The sequence below is a fragment of the Bacillus sp. WC2503 genome, assembly GCF_052682895.1.
This window is the reverse complement of the sequence record NZ_JBQYMD010000001.1, coordinates 2,675,941-2,692,003: the sequence shown is the minus strand read 5'-3', so window position 1 is coordinate 2,692,003 and position 16,063 is coordinate 2,675,941. Positions and strand designations below refer to the sequence as shown.

General features: G+C 33.5%; 17 protein-coding genes. 14 read left to right on the top strand and 3 right to left on the bottom strand.

Annotated elements, in window-relative coordinates; translation table 11 throughout:
- Positions 1–96 precede the first annotated feature (96 nt).
- Positions 97–861, bottom strand: coding sequence for a DUF817 domain-containing protein (locus ACUN26_RS13785; RefSeq protein ID WP_000499379.1), 765 nt, complete (start codon positions 859–861; stop codon positions 97–99).
- Positions 862–1,136: 275 nt separating this feature from the next.
- Between ACUN26_RS13785 and ACUN26_RS13780 the strand changes: the two genes are divergently transcribed.
- From ACUN26_RS13780 to ACUN26_RS13760, 5 genes are all read left to right on the top strand, one after another.
- Entirely contained in the window at positions 1,137–2,171 is a 1,035-nt protein-coding gene (locus tag ACUN26_RS13780; protein WP_000902729.1) for a FecCD family ABC transporter permease, read from the top strand.
- The gene (locus tag ACUN26_RS13775) at positions 2,172–3,188 is read left to right on the top strand and encodes a FecCD family ABC transporter permease (protein ID WP_000677203.1); all 1,017 of its coding nucleotides are present in this window, start codon (positions 2,172–2,174) and stop codon (positions 3,186–3,188) included.
- A 21-nt stretch (positions 3,189–3,209) separates the two neighbouring features.
- Positions 3,210–4,118: an iron-hydroxamate ABC transporter substrate-binding protein gene (locus tag ACUN26_RS13770; protein ID WP_000728201.1), complete on the top strand. Its 909-nt coding sequence runs from the start codon at positions 3,210–3,212 to the stop codon at positions 4,116–4,118.
- A gap of 215 nt (positions 4,119–4,333) precedes the next feature.
- Positions 4,334–4,885, top strand: coding sequence for a GNAT family N-acetyltransferase (locus ACUN26_RS13765; protein ID WP_000178488.1), 552 nt, complete (start codon positions 4,334–4,336; stop codon positions 4,883–4,885).
- Between the two features lie 99 nt (positions 4,886–4,984).
- Positions 4,985–5,212: a hypothetical protein gene (locus ACUN26_RS13760; RefSeq protein ID WP_001047523.1), complete on the top strand. Its 228-nt coding sequence runs from the start codon at positions 4,985–4,987 to the stop codon at positions 5,210–5,212.
- Between the two features lie 71 nt (positions 5,213–5,283).
- Here ACUN26_RS13760 and ACUN26_RS13755 read toward each other — a convergent pair whose 3' ends face one another.
- Positions 5,284–6,609: an ArsB/NhaD family transporter gene (locus tag ACUN26_RS13755; RefSeq protein WP_000438005.1), complete on the bottom strand. Its 1,326-nt coding sequence runs from the start codon at positions 6,607–6,609 to the stop codon at positions 5,284–5,286.
- 261 nt (positions 6,610–6,870) lie between these two features.
- Between ACUN26_RS13755 and ACUN26_RS13750 the strand changes: the two genes are divergently transcribed.
- Together ACUN26_RS13750 and bshB2 are read left to right on the top strand one after the other, a co-directional pair.
- Positions 6,871–7,221: a YojF family protein gene (locus tag ACUN26_RS13750; RefSeq protein WP_000407039.1), complete on the top strand. Its 351-nt coding sequence runs from the start codon at positions 6,871–6,873 to the stop codon at positions 7,219–7,221.
- A gap of 15 nt (positions 7,222–7,236) precedes the next feature.
- A complete protein-coding gene (gene bshB2 / locus ACUN26_RS13745; protein WP_000439466.1) occupies positions 7,237–7,899 on the top strand; it encodes a bacillithiol biosynthesis deacetylase BshB2 in 663 nt (220 codons plus the stop codon).
- A 113-nt stretch (positions 7,900–8,012) separates the two neighbouring features.
- On the opposite strand, the gene ACUN26_RS13740 is transcribed toward bshB2, so the two are convergent.
- A complete protein-coding gene (locus ACUN26_RS13740) occupies positions 8,013–8,756 on the bottom strand; it encodes an SDR family NAD(P)-dependent oxidoreductase (protein WP_000768010.1) in 744 nt (247 codons plus the stop codon).
- A 579-nt stretch (positions 8,757–9,335) separates the two neighbouring features.
- Between ACUN26_RS13740 and ACUN26_RS13735 the strand changes: the two genes are divergently transcribed.
- The 7 genes from ACUN26_RS13735 to ACUN26_RS13705 all read left to right on the top strand — a co-directional run bounded on the left by ACUN26_RS13735 (position 9,336) and on the right by ACUN26_RS13705 (position 15,820).
- On the top strand, positions 9,336–9,725 hold the full coding sequence (locus ACUN26_RS13735; RefSeq protein WP_000608945.1) for a hypothetical protein: 390 nt from the start codon (positions 9,336–9,338) through the stop codon (positions 9,723–9,725).
- 664 nt (positions 9,726–10,389) lie between these two features.
- The gene (locus tag ACUN26_RS13730; protein WP_000693588.1) at positions 10,390–10,668 is read left to right on the top strand and encodes a hypothetical protein; all 279 of its coding nucleotides are present in this window, start codon (positions 10,390–10,392) and stop codon (positions 10,666–10,668) included.
- Between the two features lie 409 nt (positions 10,669–11,077).
- Positions 11,078–11,302, top strand: a complete 225-nt coding sequence (locus ACUN26_RS13725) for a hemolysin XhlA family protein (protein ID WP_000390465.1) — start codon at positions 11,078–11,080, stop codon at positions 11,300–11,302.
- 581 nt (positions 11,303–11,883) lie between these two features.
- On the top strand, positions 11,884–12,420 hold the full coding sequence (locus ACUN26_RS13720; protein ID WP_001172081.1) for a DinB family protein: 537 nt from the start codon (positions 11,884–11,886) through the stop codon (positions 12,418–12,420).
- A 1,059-nt stretch (positions 12,421–13,479) separates the two neighbouring features.
- Positions 13,480–13,704 carry a hypothetical protein gene (locus ACUN26_RS13715; RefSeq protein WP_000486799.1) on the top strand — a complete coding sequence of 75 codons (225 nt, stop codon included), beginning with the start codon at positions 13,480–13,482 and terminating at the stop codon, positions 13,702–13,704.
- Positions 13,705–13,892: 188 nt separating this feature from the next.
- Positions 13,893–14,078, top strand: coding sequence for a hypothetical protein (locus tag ACUN26_RS13710; protein WP_001253134.1), 186 nt, complete (start codon positions 13,893–13,895; stop codon positions 14,076–14,078).
- Between the two features lie 434 nt (positions 14,079–14,512).
- Positions 14,513–15,820, top strand: a complete 1,308-nt coding sequence (locus ACUN26_RS13705) for a condensation domain-containing protein (RefSeq protein WP_000434825.1) — start codon at positions 14,513–14,515, stop codon at positions 15,818–15,820.
- Positions 15,821–16,063 lie beyond the last annotated feature (243 nt).

Below are 16,063 nucleotides of genomic sequence, written 5' to 3'. Positions count from 1 at the left end.
TATAACTCCTTTGATAGGGACGGTTTAAAAAATATTACTAAAAAAGCCCCTCACTCTCTAATGAGCGAGGGGCTAACTGTTTTTACATAATCAGTATTATCTTTTCGACTCCTTCAAATGTTTTAGCTGCGTAACAATCATAATGCTAATAACAACGAGTAAAAACCATGAGCTAATTTTGCTTAAGTGAACGAGGTTCCATGCTTCTCGTTGATTTGGATATTGCCATGCTCCGAAAAAAGTAGCGATGTTTTCTGCAATCCAAATAAAGAATCCGATAAGGAAAAATGAGAGTACGAGCGGCATTTTATATGTAACGCTTTGCAATGAAAATTCTACAAATGTCCGAAAGAAAACGATGAATAAAAGTAAAGTTAATACCCATCTAAAGTCATATAGAAAATGATGTGTAAAAAAATTGAAGTAAATTATAGCTCCTAACGGTATGGCAAAAATGGCTTTTGGCCAATGGTGCATTTGTAAATGCAATCTTCTCCACGCTTGGCATATGTAACTTGCGACACTTGCGTACATAAAACCGCTGTAAAGTGGAACTCCAAAAATTTTCGAATATGCCTCTTCAGGATAACTCCATGAACCGAAATGTACTTTATATATTTCTAGTAAAAGTCCAATTAAATGAAAGACAGTAATTACTTTTAGTTCGTCCTTTGTTTCAAGACCAGTTTTATACATAATCCACTGCATCAGAAGACATACGATGAGTATGAAATCATAGCGATATAACCCTGGGATAGAAATGATTTTTGAAAGGGCTAGTGTTAAAAAAATAGTGACTGGGAATAAACAAGATAATGCTTGTTCGTAAGTGAAATGTAGTAATTGTTTTATATAGAACATTGGGTCTCCTTTGATAAGTTTGTTAGAAAACTCGAAATAATGACTAAGTATACTACGATTTTAAAAATAAGCTAGTAGTCTATTTTGCATGTATTTGTAAGTTTTAGAAGGGAATTGTAATAAGTATTTTAATATTTTAACAAAGTAAAAAATAGTTTGCTATTTAAAAAAAGTGGGGATATAATATCTAAATGAAAATGATAATTATTATCAATATTAATTATAAATAAAAAATAATTATAAAAAACAACTGAATATAAAGGATGAAATGAAACATGTTACATAAGTCTACTGTACATGCTGGTAATAACCGCTGGATACATATTAAGTTCATATGTTTCATGAGCTTAACAATTTTATGTTTAATTGGATCTATATTTTTAGCCATTTCATTTGGTGCAAAGGATATTCATTTACAAACGGTGTGGGTAGCGGTTTTGGATTACAATCCGAAACTAACACAGCACCAAATTATTTATGAATTAAGGCTCCCGAGAGTAATTGGTGCAGCAGTTGTAGGGGCAGCTTTTGCGGTTGCTGGTGCTGTTATGCAAGGTGTAACACGAAATCCTTTAGCTGATGCAGGTGTACTCGGAATAAATGCAGGTGCGATGTTTGTAGTAGCACTTAGTTTTGCCTTTTTCCCACATATGCCGTATTCCTATTTAATGATTGTTTCCTTTATTGGAGCTGTCTTAAGTACAGTACTTATTTTTGTTATTGGATCAGCAACATCAGGCGGGTTAACACCAATGAGGTTAACGATTGCTGGAGCGGTTATGGCAGCGCTTTTACATTCATTAAGTTCAGGTGTTGCGATTTATTATGATTTAAGCCAAGATTTAGCGTTTTGGTATGCTGGTGGTGTTGCAGGGGTTAAGTGGGAACACTTGAAATTTTTAGTCCCTATTATTCTTATAACGATTATTTTTGCGATAGTGTTAGGAAGATCTATTTCACTCATATCAATGGGAGATGATGTTGCTACAAATTTAGGAGTGAAAACGAACCGAACGAGAATACTAGGGATGATTATAGTAGTTATTCTGGCAGGTGTTTCTGTTTCAGCTGTTGGTTCTATTGGATTTGTAGGACTAGTTATCCCGCACATTGCTAGAAAATTAGTTGGTGTTAATTATAGACTCATTATTCCTATGTCAGCATTATTAGGAGCTATGTTATTAGTTGTAGCTGATTTAGGGGCAAGAACAGTAAATCCTCCTAAGGAACTTGCGATAGGGATTATGGTAGCTCTTGTTGGAGTTCCGTTCTTCCTCTATATAGCACGTAAAGTTGGGAGGGAATTATAAGTGAAGGGTCTTTTTAACACGGATAAAAAGAGAGCTATTACTGTAACTACAATCTTCGGATGTATAAGTATCGCTGTAATTTTAATTAGTTTAAATACAGGGACACTGAGTATAGCGCCACTTAGAGTAATTGAAACACTTTTGGGTTATGGTGATTTTGAGAGTGCAACCGTGCTATATGATTATCGTATGCCAAGAATAATAATCACGATGTTAGCCGGTATTGGTCTTGGTATTTCCGGTGCGATTTTGCAAGGGTTATCCCGTAATGCACTTGCAGATCCTGGTATTTTAGGGTTGCATTCAGGTGCATTTTTCGGTCTTATCGTATTTGTTACTCTCTTTCATTCTATTAATGAGAGTGCATCCATTTTAATACCGTTATTTACATTTGGCGGAGGAGTATTAGCTGCATTTCTTATTATTTTACTTGCGAGTGATCGGTCAAAAGGTTTACTTCCCATTAGACTTATTCTCATTGGTATTGCAGTTTCAGCTGGCTTTAGTGCAATTTCGCTATTTTTCTCTCTCAAGTTAAATGATGAGACGTATACATTCGCTTCTAGATGGCTAGTTGGTAACGTGTGGGGAAGGGATTGGATTCATGTCCTGGCATTATTACCTTGGATTTTCATACTAACCCCTTATGCGTGGCTAAAATCTAAAACGTTAAATGCATTGTCACTAGGTGATAGTGTAGCAGCAGGACTTGGTGTTTCTGTGCAAAAAGAACGGTTATTACTTTTAGCTACAGCGGTTGGATTATCTTGCGCAAGTGTATCGATGGCAGGGGTGATTGGCTTTATCGGCTTAGTTGCTCCGCATATCGCAAGAAAGTTAGTAGGTACTACCTATCAACACTTCCTTCCGTTAGCTGGCATAATCGGAATGATTATTTTAGTGCTCGCAGATACGATAGGACGCTCTATATTTGAGCCGAATTCTATTCCGGCTGGTGTAGTAGTAGCGGCTTTAGGAGCACCGTATTTTCTTTATTTACTTACAAAAACAAAATAACTACTTCAAAGAGGAGAACATATGAAAAAGAAACTTACTATTTTATTTAGCATTATGTGTATTTTAGTATTAGCAGCATGTGGTCAAACGAAATCTAATGAAGAGGCAACGCAAAAAACGGAAAAAAGTAATGATCCAAAAATTGCTTCCATGTCTATTCACTTAACGAACAATTTACTTGCATTAGGAATTACACCAGTAGGTTCTGTTATTGGTGGAGATTTAAAAGATTTCTTACCGCACGCAAAAGAGCAGTTGAAAGATACGAAGAAACTTGGGGTTGTAACAGATCCGAATATGGAAGCATTACTACAATTAAAGCCATCTGAAATTTATGTGGATGAAAAATATGCTGGCAAATATTTAGCGAAATACGAAAAAATTGCAAAAACACATACTTTTAATTTAGATGAAGGTACGTGGAGAGATCATTTAAAAGAAGTAGGTAAACTTGTAAACCGTGAGAAAGAAGCAGATAAATATATTCAAGACTATGAAGAACAATCAAAACGAGTGAAAAATTTAATAGATAAAGAGCTGGGTAATAACGAAAAAGTAATGGCAATTCGCGTTACTGCAAAAGAGTTACGTGTATTTAGTACGAAAAGACCGATGGGACCAATTTTATTCCATGACTTAGGATTACAGCCTGCAAATGGTGTAGAGAAAATTGATGGAAACCGCCCCTTCGAAGTCATTTCACAAGAAGTATTACCTGACTTTGATGCAGATGCTATTTTCGTTGTTGTAAATAGAGACGATAAGGCAAAAGCTGCATTTAAACAACTTCAAGAAACACCAATTTGGAAAGACTTAAAAGCTGTTAAAGAAAAGCACATATACATTATTAATGACCAACCATGGCTAGACTATTCTGCTTTAGGTAACAAAATGGCAATGGATGAAGCGGAGAAAATGTTTACGAAATAATATCGATTCGATGTTAGGAAGATCCTCTGAATTTTGAGGGTCTTTTTTATTGTTAGAATAAATAAAAAATTATACAATAAATTTAATTTAATGCAGAGGAGATGTGCCGATGTCAGCACTTATTGTAAGTATCCCGTTTATAAAGCAGTTTATGGAAATAGGGGATAAATAGGCTAGAATAATTATCCCCATTATTTAATAAAGGGGAGTTTGAAATGACAATGAATCTTTTTCAAAATAAAACGATTAAATTATCAGTTAGGAGAGAAGCAGATGCTGAAGTAATGGCTATGTGGCAGGAAGATAGTGAGTATTTAAGAAATGTTGATACAGATGTAGCATTCCCGCAATCTTTACAGGAAATAGCGAGTGATGGGCTATTAAAGGGACGAAGATCGAATAGTGTTTCTTTCATGTTAAGGACAGTTCAAGATGATCGCTTAATTGGTTTTGTTGCAATTCATGGCATAGAGTGGAATAACAGAACGGGTTTATTAGCTATTGGTATAGGAGATGCGAATGATAGGGGGAAGGGATATGGAAGAGAAGCGATCTATCTTATCTTAAAATATGCTTTTTATGAATTGAATTTACACCGCGTCGGTCTTGATGTTATTTCTTATAATAAAGCTGCTATTGAGTTGTATAAAAAGATGGGTTTTCAGATGGAAGGCTGTATGAGAGAAGCGGTTCAAAGAGATGGGAAGTGTTTTGATCGTATCATTATGGGGATATTGCGGGATGAATGGATAGAGCTGCAAGGTTAGAAAGTACATTCAAAATTATATATGTAGTATGCAGGAGATATAATGATAATTGGCGAATTTTTACAATGTACTGATTGAACTTATAAGGAGTCATGAAAAATGAATTTAGAAAAAAGTAAACCAGTAAATGAAGAGGTCGCTGAATTAAAGGAATTAATTAAAGAATTACACGGAAGTGTACATCAACTTCAAAGTGAAGTGCAGCAATTAAGGCATGAAAGACCGGTTGTTGAAGTAAGAAAAGGTGTTCAATTATCACCAGCAATCGTTGGACAAATTGGTGGTATGATTTTAGGTGGATTAGCAATTATCGGTATATTTTGGTGATGAAAAAAGGTTTGCAGCACTATGCTGCAAACCTTTTGTATTTGACGATAGAATTTCATACAGTACAACTTCTACATTAAATAACGTAAATAAATGTAAGCATGTGATAACAATAGTGCAATGATTGTTAACGGTAAACCGATTTTTAAGAAGTCCATATAAGAAAATCCATGTCCTTCACGTTTTGCAATACCAGCAACAACTACGTTTGCTGATGCTCCGATTAATGTTCCGTTTCCTCCTAAGCAAGCTCCAAGAGATAACGCCCACCATAGCACTTCGATTTGCGGCGAATCAACAGATAATCCGAGGCCAGTAGCTAAATCTTGAATAAGAGGAATCATCGTTGCGACAAATGGAATATTGTCAATTGTCGCAGATGCGATGCCAGATACCCATAAAATAAGTATCGCAGCGAAACCGATATCACCATTTGTTACGTCGATTACTTCTTTTGCGAGTGAAGAAATAAGTCCGATATCAATTAATCCGCCAACGAGAACGAATAGTCCGGCGAAGAAGAAAATGGTTACCCATTCAACGTGGGCAAATATATCTTCTATTTCATGTTCTTTTACGCCGATTAACATAAGAAGTGTAGCGCCTGTCATTGCGATAACGGCAGCATCTACATGAATAATAGAATGAAGTACAAAGCCTAAAATAGTTAGTCCTAAAATTGTAATCGATTTTAAAAGGAGGCTTTGATCTTTAATATAATCTTTTTCGTTTAACGCCATTAGTTTTTCGATTTGTTCAGGCGTTGTTTTTAGTTTGTTACGATACATGAAGTAAATAATGCCAAGTGTAACGATAGAAATAATAATTACGATTGGAGCTAAGTTAAGTAAAAAGGCGTTAAAGTCTAAATGCTTGTTTGCTGATCCAATCATAATATTAGGTGGATCACCGATTAATGTTGCTGTTCCGCCTATATTTGAAAACAGCACTTCTGAAATCAAATAAGGCACAGGATTTACTTTTAAAATACGTGTAATGGATAATGTAACAGGAACGATTAATAAAACAGTCGTTACATTATCCAAAAATGCAGAACCGACGGCGGTTAATAAGGATAGTAATAATAAAATGCGAATCGGTTTTCCATCAGCTGCTTTTGCTGCTTTAATAGCTACAAATTCAAATACGCCTGATTGACTCGTAATATGTACGAGAATCATCATCCCGATTAAAAGGGTGATCGTTTCCCATTGAATATGTGATGTGAAAGCAGTGTGTAAATCTACAATTCCAAAAATAATCATAATAGCAGCACCGAATAGTGCAATTACAGCACGATTCAATTTTTCAGAAATAATAAAACCATACGTGACTAAAAATACGGCAATTGCAAAATAATATTGCCAATTTGCTACTTCATGTGCTGATTGTTCCAAGCGAGTCACCTTCTTTAAAATATGTATTCAATCGTCAAAACGTATCCCGATGCATTCATACGGGATAAAATATATTGTAGCAAATTCAAAAAAGAAAGAAAACTATTTAACGAAGTGAAGGAAAAGTTCTGAATTCCACATATGATAAAAAAAATAACAAAACACAGTGCAAATTATTAGGAAAAGTGAGCGTTGTCCTCTAATATAGAGATAGCAATTTACATTATTTTTGCGTAAAATGGTTTAAAGAGGTGAATTCCGATGGAAATAGTAAAAGATAGTTCTCTTATTCAAAATGAAATTGAACGTTTTGTAAATAAAGATGTATATATTCATTTAGAAACAACGAACGGAGCGTATGCGTCACACTTTAATGAAAAGATGATGACAGTTGGAGCATTCATTCGAAATGCAATTATTCGCTTTGAGCGCGGGAAAATAACTGGAACAAACCCATACCGAGTTGGTTTGAAAATGGATCATGGCTGGGTATATGCAGAAGGTATTACGCACTGGGAAGTAGACGATAAAGAGCGTTTATTACTAGCAGGGCATGATAACCAAGGTCGCTTAGCGGTAGCACTTGAGTTAAGCTTAACGCCATTTAAGTAAGAAGGAGGGAAACTTATGGAGAGACATGTACTTGTTGTATTTCCGCATCCAGATGATGAAGCATTTGCTGCGGGAGGGACAATTCGCTTATTAACAGATCAAGGAGTACCTGTAACGTATGCATGTGGTACTCTTGGACAAATGGGACGTAACATGGGGAAGAATGTATTCGCTAACCGTGAAACGATTCCAAATATCCGTGAAAAAGAATTAAAAGATGCATGTGAAGCGATGGGGATTCAAGATTTAAGAATGCTCGGTTTCCATGATAAAACGTTAGAATTTGAAGATGTTGATTTCGTTGCAGATAAAATCGAAGCGATAATTCAAGAAGTAAATCCATCTCGAATTATTACATTTTATCCAGAACACGGCGTACATCCAGATCATGATGCATTTGGCCGCGCTGTCGTTCGCGCTGTATCACGTATGCCAAAAGAAGAACGTCCAGTTATTCATGCGGTTGCGATTACGAGAAATCGTGAAGCAGTGCTCGGTGAACCGGATGTTGTAAATAATATTAGTGAAGTATTTGAACATAAATTAGCTGCACTAGGCGCGCATCGTTCACAAACAGAAGCAATGCTTGAAGAAACACATGCAAAAATAAAAAACAAAGATGCAGCAACATTGAAATGGCTGCAACTTGAACAATTTTGGACCTATAAATGGGAGTAGGCTAGAAGTATATCTTCTAGTTGCTCTTACATAGAAAAAGCGCCGTCACTTGTGATGGCGCTTTTTCTTGTTAAAGACTATATTTCTTAGAGATGTGCATTGAAATTTTTTCATTAACGTGCAGTATAGCCTCCGTCAACAAGAAGTGTTGTACCATTAACAAAACTAGCATCATCACTTGCTAAAAATAAGACAGCTTTAGCCACTTCTTCTGGTGTTCCAAGTCTGCCTTGTGGATGAAGGGAAGCTAAATATTCTTTCTGTTGAGGATTAACACTACCAAGCAAAGGGGTATCAATATAGCCAGGGCACACCGCATTAATACGTATTCCATATTTAGCGTAGGCAGTACATAAATTTTGAGTTAATAGTTTTACGCCACCTTTTGCAGAGGAGTATGCTGTTGGGGTAGGTAATGAAACAAAACTATGAATCGAACCAGCGTTAACGATGACACCACCTGCACCTTGTTTAAGAAATTGTTCAATCGAATATTTATCAGAAAGGAATACCCCTGACAAGTTAATATCAATGGTTTTTTTCCATTTTTCATAGGACAATTCGTTTGCCGGTGCATCATCAGCAACGCCGGCATTTGCATACATAATATCTAATTTACCGTATTTACTTACTGTCTCATGGATTAGTTGTTTAATATCTGCCTCTACTGTTACATCAGTTTTAATAAATAACGTATCATATCCATTTGCGTTCAATTCATCTGATAGGTCTTTTCCACGTTCAGAAAAGTCAGCGATAACTACTTTTGCACCTTCTTCAATAAAAAGACGAACGGTGGATTCGCCAATCCCGCTTGCACCACCAGTTATGATTGCTACTTTGTCTTTTAATTTCATATAAACCTCTCCATTCATTAATGAATTTAAGTCGAATTTTTTGAGCTGGTTATGTCACTATTAACCTTAAATAGTAAGTAGATAGAAGAAAAAGTTCGCGTTTACTTAACTGTGAAAGTACTGAATTTTTCTTTATTGTACTTTTTTATACAGTGATGAACGAAAATATTAATTGGGTCAATTTTATCATTAGATTGAATATTCGGTAAAGCGTTCTCGAATAAAGTGAGTGCTGAAGTTTAACGACTAACCTACATAGATATAACGAGGGGTATTTACATATAGTTTCTCTTTTTTATTTTAGTAATTAACAAATTTTTAAACTTGCTGATGATGTAGTGCAATTAAGTAAATGGGTTGTTTTTAGATTAACTAAAACTAAAAAAACAGTAAAAATAAAATGTTATATAATAATTATTTATTGAAAAACGATAAATATCGTGTTAATATCAAATTGAAAATTAGTAAGAGAGGTGCTTTTTATAAAATGTAAAACGAATGTTATGTACTAAAAAGAAATTGATAGAAATTAGGAAAGTTATATATCTTAATAGCAAAAGAAGAAAAAGGAGTTAGAGCATGATTAATAAAACAGTAAAAAAAGTTATCTTGTTTGCAGGTGGTTTGTATATTACTTATTTAGTAGGTGTAGTTATTTTAGCGGAATCTATACCGTATCCTACATCTCAGCAATTAAAGGCAGCCGAAAAAGTAGTTGAACGCTATGTAGGTGAAAATAATGGAGTGGAAATGATAAATACATCTAGCAGCTTCACGGCTGAGATGTTCGATCGTACAATTCATATTGAAGGAAATTCAAAGGAGAATCCGGAACAAGTATTTCGAATGGATTTAGACCGAGTTTCTAATGAAAATGAAAAAATAACCGAAAAATCGATAAATAAAATTTGTAAATCAAATGATGCAGGAGAGAATTTTACGTGTGCTGATGCTGAAAAGTTAAAATGAACATGCAGTGTTATTTATAGTATATAGCTAAAGATAGGAATGCGTAACAGCACAACTACTACTCTAGTTAAATAGGAAAAGCCTCGCAGGGGGGCGAGGCTTTAAACAGGGTATTAAAAATTATCGATTCATTAAGAATAACTTTTTCGAATAAACTAATTTTAGCATGATAACTCATGTATATGTGTTACGAATTTATGAACAAAAAATCAATCATAAAAATACGGGGAAGATGATAATTTATTTGAAATATATTACATAATTTTCAAGTGAGAAATAAAAAAGCAGCAATGAGCAAAATAATTTAGAGCCGCATTATATTAAACATAAGTGGTACTTCTAATATTAATCTGCTTCATTATATTGTTATTACCAATGCTACAGAATGCGTGAAGTGGTTTAGTAATGTTAAAACAAGAAATTCTCAGAATCTACGGGTTTAAAATGAAAAAATTTTAGTCATTGGACACAAGGGGGATTCTATATTAATTGGTTAAGTGGTTGAAAGAGAGACTTTGTTTATTTCGTTTCTTTTTCACTTAATTCATTAGAAATGATATCTAGTAATGATACATACGAAGCGTATATTTTGAATTAACTAATAGAATAATATATATTTATATTGATTTAATGATTTTAATTTATTAAAAATGAGGAAATCAATATGAAGATTAAATTTGCCGTAATAAAAGATGAAAACTTTGATTTTAGTTTATTAGAAACAAAATTATTGAAAACCTTTAAAGAAGTAGATTTTGAAGCAGATATTGTAAAGGTTGAAGATAAGATTTTTGAGGGAAATAATATTCAAACGAATTTAGCTGAAATCACCATTAATGTTACTGGAAAAAATATCGGCTATAGGTCCGTTTCAGCTAGTATATTTATTGTTCTAGAAAGTTTATCATTACAGTTATTTCAAATTAATATTAGTTTACATTAAGCAGCTAAAAAAGAGAATTTCTTCAGAAAATTATACTGACTATAATGAGTTGTAAATATGAGAATGGTGATTTAAATAATAGTAATTATTGTAGGTGCTCCCGTATGTTGGATTGCACCTTGTTTGTTATTAAAGAAATAAAAAAGCCTTTAAATAAGATGAAAGTCTTTATGAAACGGCATATAAAGAGTGTTCAGGATACGTTATGAAAGTAGAATAATTCAATGTTTATTCATATCGCATGTTATTTAAATGCTTGTTTATACAGAAAAATGGAAATGTGTAAATAATTCAATTAGATTGTACAAATAATTTGGTGCGCGAATATACGGAATGTATTCACGGGTAAAAGGGTTGTCTCATAATATATATAGATTTTTCTATTAAGATGAACAGAGGGTGTGAATATATGGAAGATGTTTACGCGAAAATTGACAGCCTAAAAGCAGAGCAAAAAGAAATTATGAGAGACATTCGTACTTTAGAAACGCGTACCACTATTAATGAGAAAGACATAGCAACAATCAATAAGCAATTAGAGAAAATAAGTACAAACACAACTTGGATTTTGCGAATTATTATTAGTGCGATAGTAATGTCAGTTTTAGGATTGATATTAAAAGGGATTATTTAACCTTGTAAAATGGCTCAATATAAACGAAAGAGGGGCAATTCTCCCTCTTTTTATTATACGAATGAGAAATGGCTTTCCTCCAAGCGTTAAATGAAGGTGGAGGACGAACCTATTTTTTGCAAAAAAACTGAAACAATGTGCTAAACGAGTTTTATAAACTGAATCCAATTAGGAATGGATACTATAAGAACCGAGCATTATTTGTCAACGAAAAGAGTATTTAGGTCCTTCACATTATACTTGGCACAAAGCATATAGCAGTTAGATAAAACATACTATGCATGTATACGTATAAAATGTTTATTTTTAGATACAAATCAATTATAAATACTGAAAAATAGACCTACATAAATAGAGTCCTTTTTTAGTTTTAAAATTTTTAATTACTACTAGAACAATATGGATCTATTGAAAAATGTTCTAGATTGTAGCCTCATGTAGAAAACTTTGTAATAGAATCAAACCGCTTACCTTAAGTTGATGAACATATATGGAGACCGTTTGTTTTGTAATTTAAATAATTAGATTAATGTGATAACATTTTGAGGTAGGGTGTAAATGAAATACTGAGGAGGATAAGTATGCAAAAGAGACTAGGAACAAATGAATATAATCCATACTACTCAACGTACATAAAATTAGTACCAGATGGAGATATCATACATATTCTAGAGCAACAAATGAAGGAAACGAATCTTTTATTGAAGGATATTTCTGATAGTGAAGGACATTTTCGATATGCCCCTAATAAATGGAGTATAAAAGAAGTAATCGGTCATATTGCAGATACTGAACGTATTATGGCATATCGTTTGCTGTCCATAGCAAGAGGTGAGACAGCAGAACTTCCTGGCTATACTGACGATATGTATGTTCTTAGAGCAGCTTTTGATAAGCAATCTATGCAAAATCTTCTTACGAATTTAACAGTTGTTCGCCAATCTACTGTGCATTTACTTAAAAGTTTAGATAAAGATGCCTGGTTGCAAAGGGGAATTGCGAACAATTCTGAAGTCACGGTTCGTGCATTAGCAAACATTATTGCTGGTCATGAGCTTCATCATCGGCAAATTATAAAAGTACGTTATTTTGGGGCTAATGCATTTACAGAATGTTAAAATACGGAAAATAAAAGATGATGATTTGTAAAAAAATTACGATTCATCATCTTTTTATTTTTTCTCAATGACCAAATATTACTTAACAGTGGCAAGCTTAATTTATAAGAAAAGAATGACTACATTAGCAACAAGGGTTTAAAGAAAGGGGGATTGATAGTAAGTTGTTTAATTAAAATGGTAAAGAGTAACCTTTACCTTACTTTTTGTTATAAATAAAGGAGCAGTTAGCAAAAGCTAACTGCTCATCTCCAAGGGGGAGCAAGGAGAAAAATCTAATGTCATCTACAGTGTTGACGGAATATGGAGTTTTATTCAGGGGATTTACTGATTATGTAGGTTACATAAAAAGTCCTATTAACATTCAGGCTATTCCGATTAGAATTAAAGATTTGAGTGTAATCCAAAACTTTTTTTCTGGCTTTTGAAATTCTAAAAAGCCTTTTCGTAAGAGCAGAAATAAACCCGCTTCAAGACAGAGGAAAACAACTAGACCAAGAAATTAAAAGTACAAAAGGGATTTATTATGAGAGTAAGGAAGAAATCGAAATTACCTTTGAATACTTAAGAAAAGAAATTGATAATGATGATGATGAGAGTCAGCAAATTATTACAGATTACAAAGAGGTATCTTAAAATAAAACTAGAAAAGCATCCAAAACTATTGTTTTTTCTTTTTTAATATAGAAATTACACATTAAACATATATTTATACGTGTTGTTACTAAACGCTAAGGAATAGTAATAAAAAAATGATGCTGATAAAACTGTATAAAAATAAAAAGAATCCTAAGATGGGGAATGTTTTATGAAAGTTGATCATGATAAACCTCCTTGATATATAAAGTATTTTAATATATTGTTGGTCTATTTAGAAGGAAAAACATAATTTGGTACATGTTAAACGAAAATTTGAACAAACTAGATATTGGAATAAATGATGCCTTCCTTAAAATAACCTTAATTAAAATATAGCTTTAATAACATTTGGAAATTAAATGGTATAATTTTCTAGGATAACCTAAATAAAGTTTATTTTAGAAAAGAGGTAGAGGGGAAATGTTTCAAAAGCTTAAGTTTTATTTAATGAGCATTTTAATTAGTTCAATGTTAGGTGGAATTATTATAGGTGCTAATTTCTTGGTCCATAACATATATAATTTGGTTGCAGGTAAAGAGTATCATTTTAATATGTGGTCTTCTATTATTATATTTAGTGTTGTATTTATTTCGGGCTTCTCGTACATGTTGAAGAAGGGGCCAGATATATTTGTTAATGATTAAATTAATAGCAATTATCAATAGGTGTTGCCGTGTGATTCGGTTGAAGTCTTTTCTAGCGTGTTAGTTATCTCAATATATATGTATCTCTTGGCACCTGGGCGAGGGTGCTCTCTTTTTATCGAAGGAATAATAAAATGTATATAATATAATTAATAGATTTATATTTGAATCTGAGGGGTACAAATTCGATGCGACGTAAAAAGGATTTGTTGAAACAATGGAAGGTGGATTTACAGGCTATTCAAGAAGAGAAGAGGATGAAGAAGAAGGCTAAAAATAAGAAATATAGCATTCCTGGTAATACAGCTGGATTCATGAATGGAAAGCATACTTATCGTAAAGAGAATGGGGTATGGAAGCAAAGAAATAAATGACGTGAGGATAAATAGATTTCATTAAGTTTGTAGCATTATTCTAGGCGTTCCCATGATTTGGGTGGCGTCTTGTTTGTTGTTTATGAAGTAATCCCTAAACGTATTATATTATTGTTTTTAATTAACAGATATAAAAAATGATTTATTTGTTTTATTGATAATTAGTAAACATTATTATAATATGTTTGTATATGAGTAGACTAAAAGTGTTTTTGTTTGATTTTATTAAAAGATGGGGGATATCGATAACAATAAAATAATGGGTATATCACCTACAAAAAGCTGCAAAAGGAATGGAAGCAGTATGGAAAAGGTGCTTTCGTGAAAAAATTCGAAAAATAAGCAGTATTAGCTCTTGAAGAAAAATGACTAGAAAAGTTACAACTAGATGGAGCATAAGGTTATACAAAAAATCTTAAAAGGGGGACAAAATTATGGAACAAGGAAAGTATTCAGTAACACCTCAAGATCGAATGAATTATTTATTAGGTCTTTATTCTGCAGATCAACAAATTAATGCGGTTCTTTATTTTCCTGTAGGTCTATCAAAGGAAATACTTGAACAATCAGTAAGGATAACATTACAATTGCAGCCAGTTTTGAATAGTCGATTTGTAGAAAATGATACTCCTTACTGGGAGGAACATTCATCTGGCACTAACTCATCTATTTGCTTTTTTGCAGAAGGAAATGATCAAGAACTTGAAATAATGGCAATAGATTTTATTAAGGAACCTGGTGATCGTATTCAGGGGCCTATGGTTCAAACAATATTATTACGAGGCACTACAACAGATATGTTAGTTGTGAAATTATCTCATCTATGTTCAGATGGTGCAGGAGTCAAGGAATATATTAATTTGCTTGGAGCAATTTATACGCACCTTTCCTTAGGAGGATCTAAGGATCAAATTATAAAGGAATTTGGTGAGGGAAATGAGAGTTTTCGAGATCAATCACATGTATTCAAATATGCTGGAATATCGGACGTAAAAAGTGCGTATCGTCCTAACCAAGAACAGCAGGCATCGTTATGGTCTTTTCCATCTCAACCCAACAAAAATAAATCCCCCAAAATGTCTGTAGGGCGGTTGAGCCGTGAACAAACTCTATGTCTAACCAAATGGACAAAAGCACAACAGGCTACCTTGAATGATGTAATCATGACTGCATACTTCCGTGCTTTATCACATTTCACTGTGTATGCAGAACCTCGCACCGCAGAAAAAATGATTGGTTTGACAATTGATTTACGTCGATATCTGCCTAATTATACGACTGGTGCTATTTGCAACTTATCCGGAATGGAAATGCCAGTGATTAAAATGGAAGATGGTGAATCATTTAATCAGACTCTTGTTCGAGTTAAACAATCAATGGATAAAATAAAGGGCCAAAATCCAGGTCTTTCTTCAGCGGCAGGAATGGAGATACTGGCAGGTATGAAGCTATCTACGGTGAAGGAAATGTATAATCAGCAATACGAGCAGGCTGTACAGATGGGGATGGCGTTGCCATTAATGACAAATTTCGGGGTGATCGCTGATGAACCTATTCAGTTTGGTGAAATTCAAGCTGAGGACGGGTATATGACATCACCCATTATGTATGCACCATTCTTTTCAATGGGAGCAAGCACTTATAATGGAAGACTTACATTTACGATTGGTTATCATGCGCCGGAGACATCAAAAGAAAAGGTAGACAAATTTTTAGAATGTGTTATTAATCAGCTATCATAAATAAAATAAAAGAGAATATAGCGCAAAATTTTCTAACAGAATTGTATTTTAGGCGCTCGTCTTATGTACGGCTAATCCCTTTTATAAACGCTATATTTAACGGAAAGGTCTTACTCCAGATAAAAGTTTATCTTCAAATGCTTCATAAATTATTTTTGTTAAATTTTCTCTGATTGCACCTATCTTTATGTTTTAGATTTATGGGGAATCGTAGTGAAAAACAATTTGCAACACGAGAAAAAC

Excerpts from the sequence above, each read along its gene's own strand:
- ACUN26_RS13785 (WP_000499379.1), bottom strand. The coding sequence starts at position 861 with ATGTTCTATATAAAACAATTACTACATTTCACTTACGAACAAGCATTA.
- ACUN26_RS13780 (WP_000902729.1), top strand. The coding sequence starts at position 1,137 with ATGTTACATAAGTCTACTGTACATGCTGGTAATAACCGCTGGATACAT.
- ACUN26_RS13770 (WP_000728201.1), top strand. The coding sequence starts at position 3,210 with ATGAAAAAGAAACTTACTATTTTATTTAGCATTATGTGTATTTTAGTA.
- ACUN26_RS13765 (WP_000178488.1), top strand. The coding sequence starts at position 4,334 with ATGACAATGAATCTTTTTCAAAATAAAACGATTAAATTATCAGTTAGG.
- ACUN26_RS13760 (WP_001047523.1), top strand. The coding sequence starts at position 4,985 with ATGAATTTAGAAAAAAGTAAACCAGTAAATGAAGAGGTCGCTGAATTA.
- ACUN26_RS13750 (WP_000407039.1), top strand. The coding sequence starts at position 6,871 with ATGGAAATAGTAAAAGATAGTTCTCTTATTCAAAATGAAATTGAACGT.
- bshB2 (WP_000439466.1), top strand. The coding sequence starts at position 7,237 with ATGGAGAGACATGTACTTGTTGTATTTCCGCATCCAGATGATGAAGCA.
- ACUN26_RS13740 (WP_000768010.1), bottom strand. The coding sequence starts at position 8,756 with ATGAAATTAAAAGACAAAGTAGCAATCATAACTGGTGGTGCAAGCGGG.
- ACUN26_RS13735 (WP_000608945.1), top strand. The coding sequence starts at position 9,336 with ATGATTAATAAAACAGTAAAAAAAGTTATCTTGTTTGCAGGTGGTTTG.
- ACUN26_RS13730 (WP_000693588.1), top strand. The coding sequence starts at position 10,390 with ATGAAGATTAAATTTGCCGTAATAAAAGATGAAAACTTTGATTTTAGT.
- ACUN26_RS13725 (WP_000390465.1), top strand. The coding sequence starts at position 11,078 with ATGGAAGATGTTTACGCGAAAATTGACAGCCTAAAAGCAGAGCAAAAA.
- ACUN26_RS13720 (WP_001172081.1), top strand. The coding sequence starts at position 11,884 with ATGCAAAAGAGACTAGGAACAAATGAATATAATCCATACTACTCAACG.
- ACUN26_RS13715 (WP_000486799.1), top strand. The coding sequence starts at position 13,480 with ATGTTTCAAAAGCTTAAGTTTTATTTAATGAGCATTTTAATTAGTTCA.
- ACUN26_RS13710 (WP_001253134.1), top strand. The coding sequence starts at position 13,893 with ATGCGACGTAAAAAGGATTTGTTGAAACAATGGAAGGTGGATTTACAG.
- ACUN26_RS13705 (WP_000434825.1), top strand. The coding sequence starts at position 14,513 with ATGGAACAAGGAAAGTATTCAGTAACACCTCAAGATCGAATGAATTAT.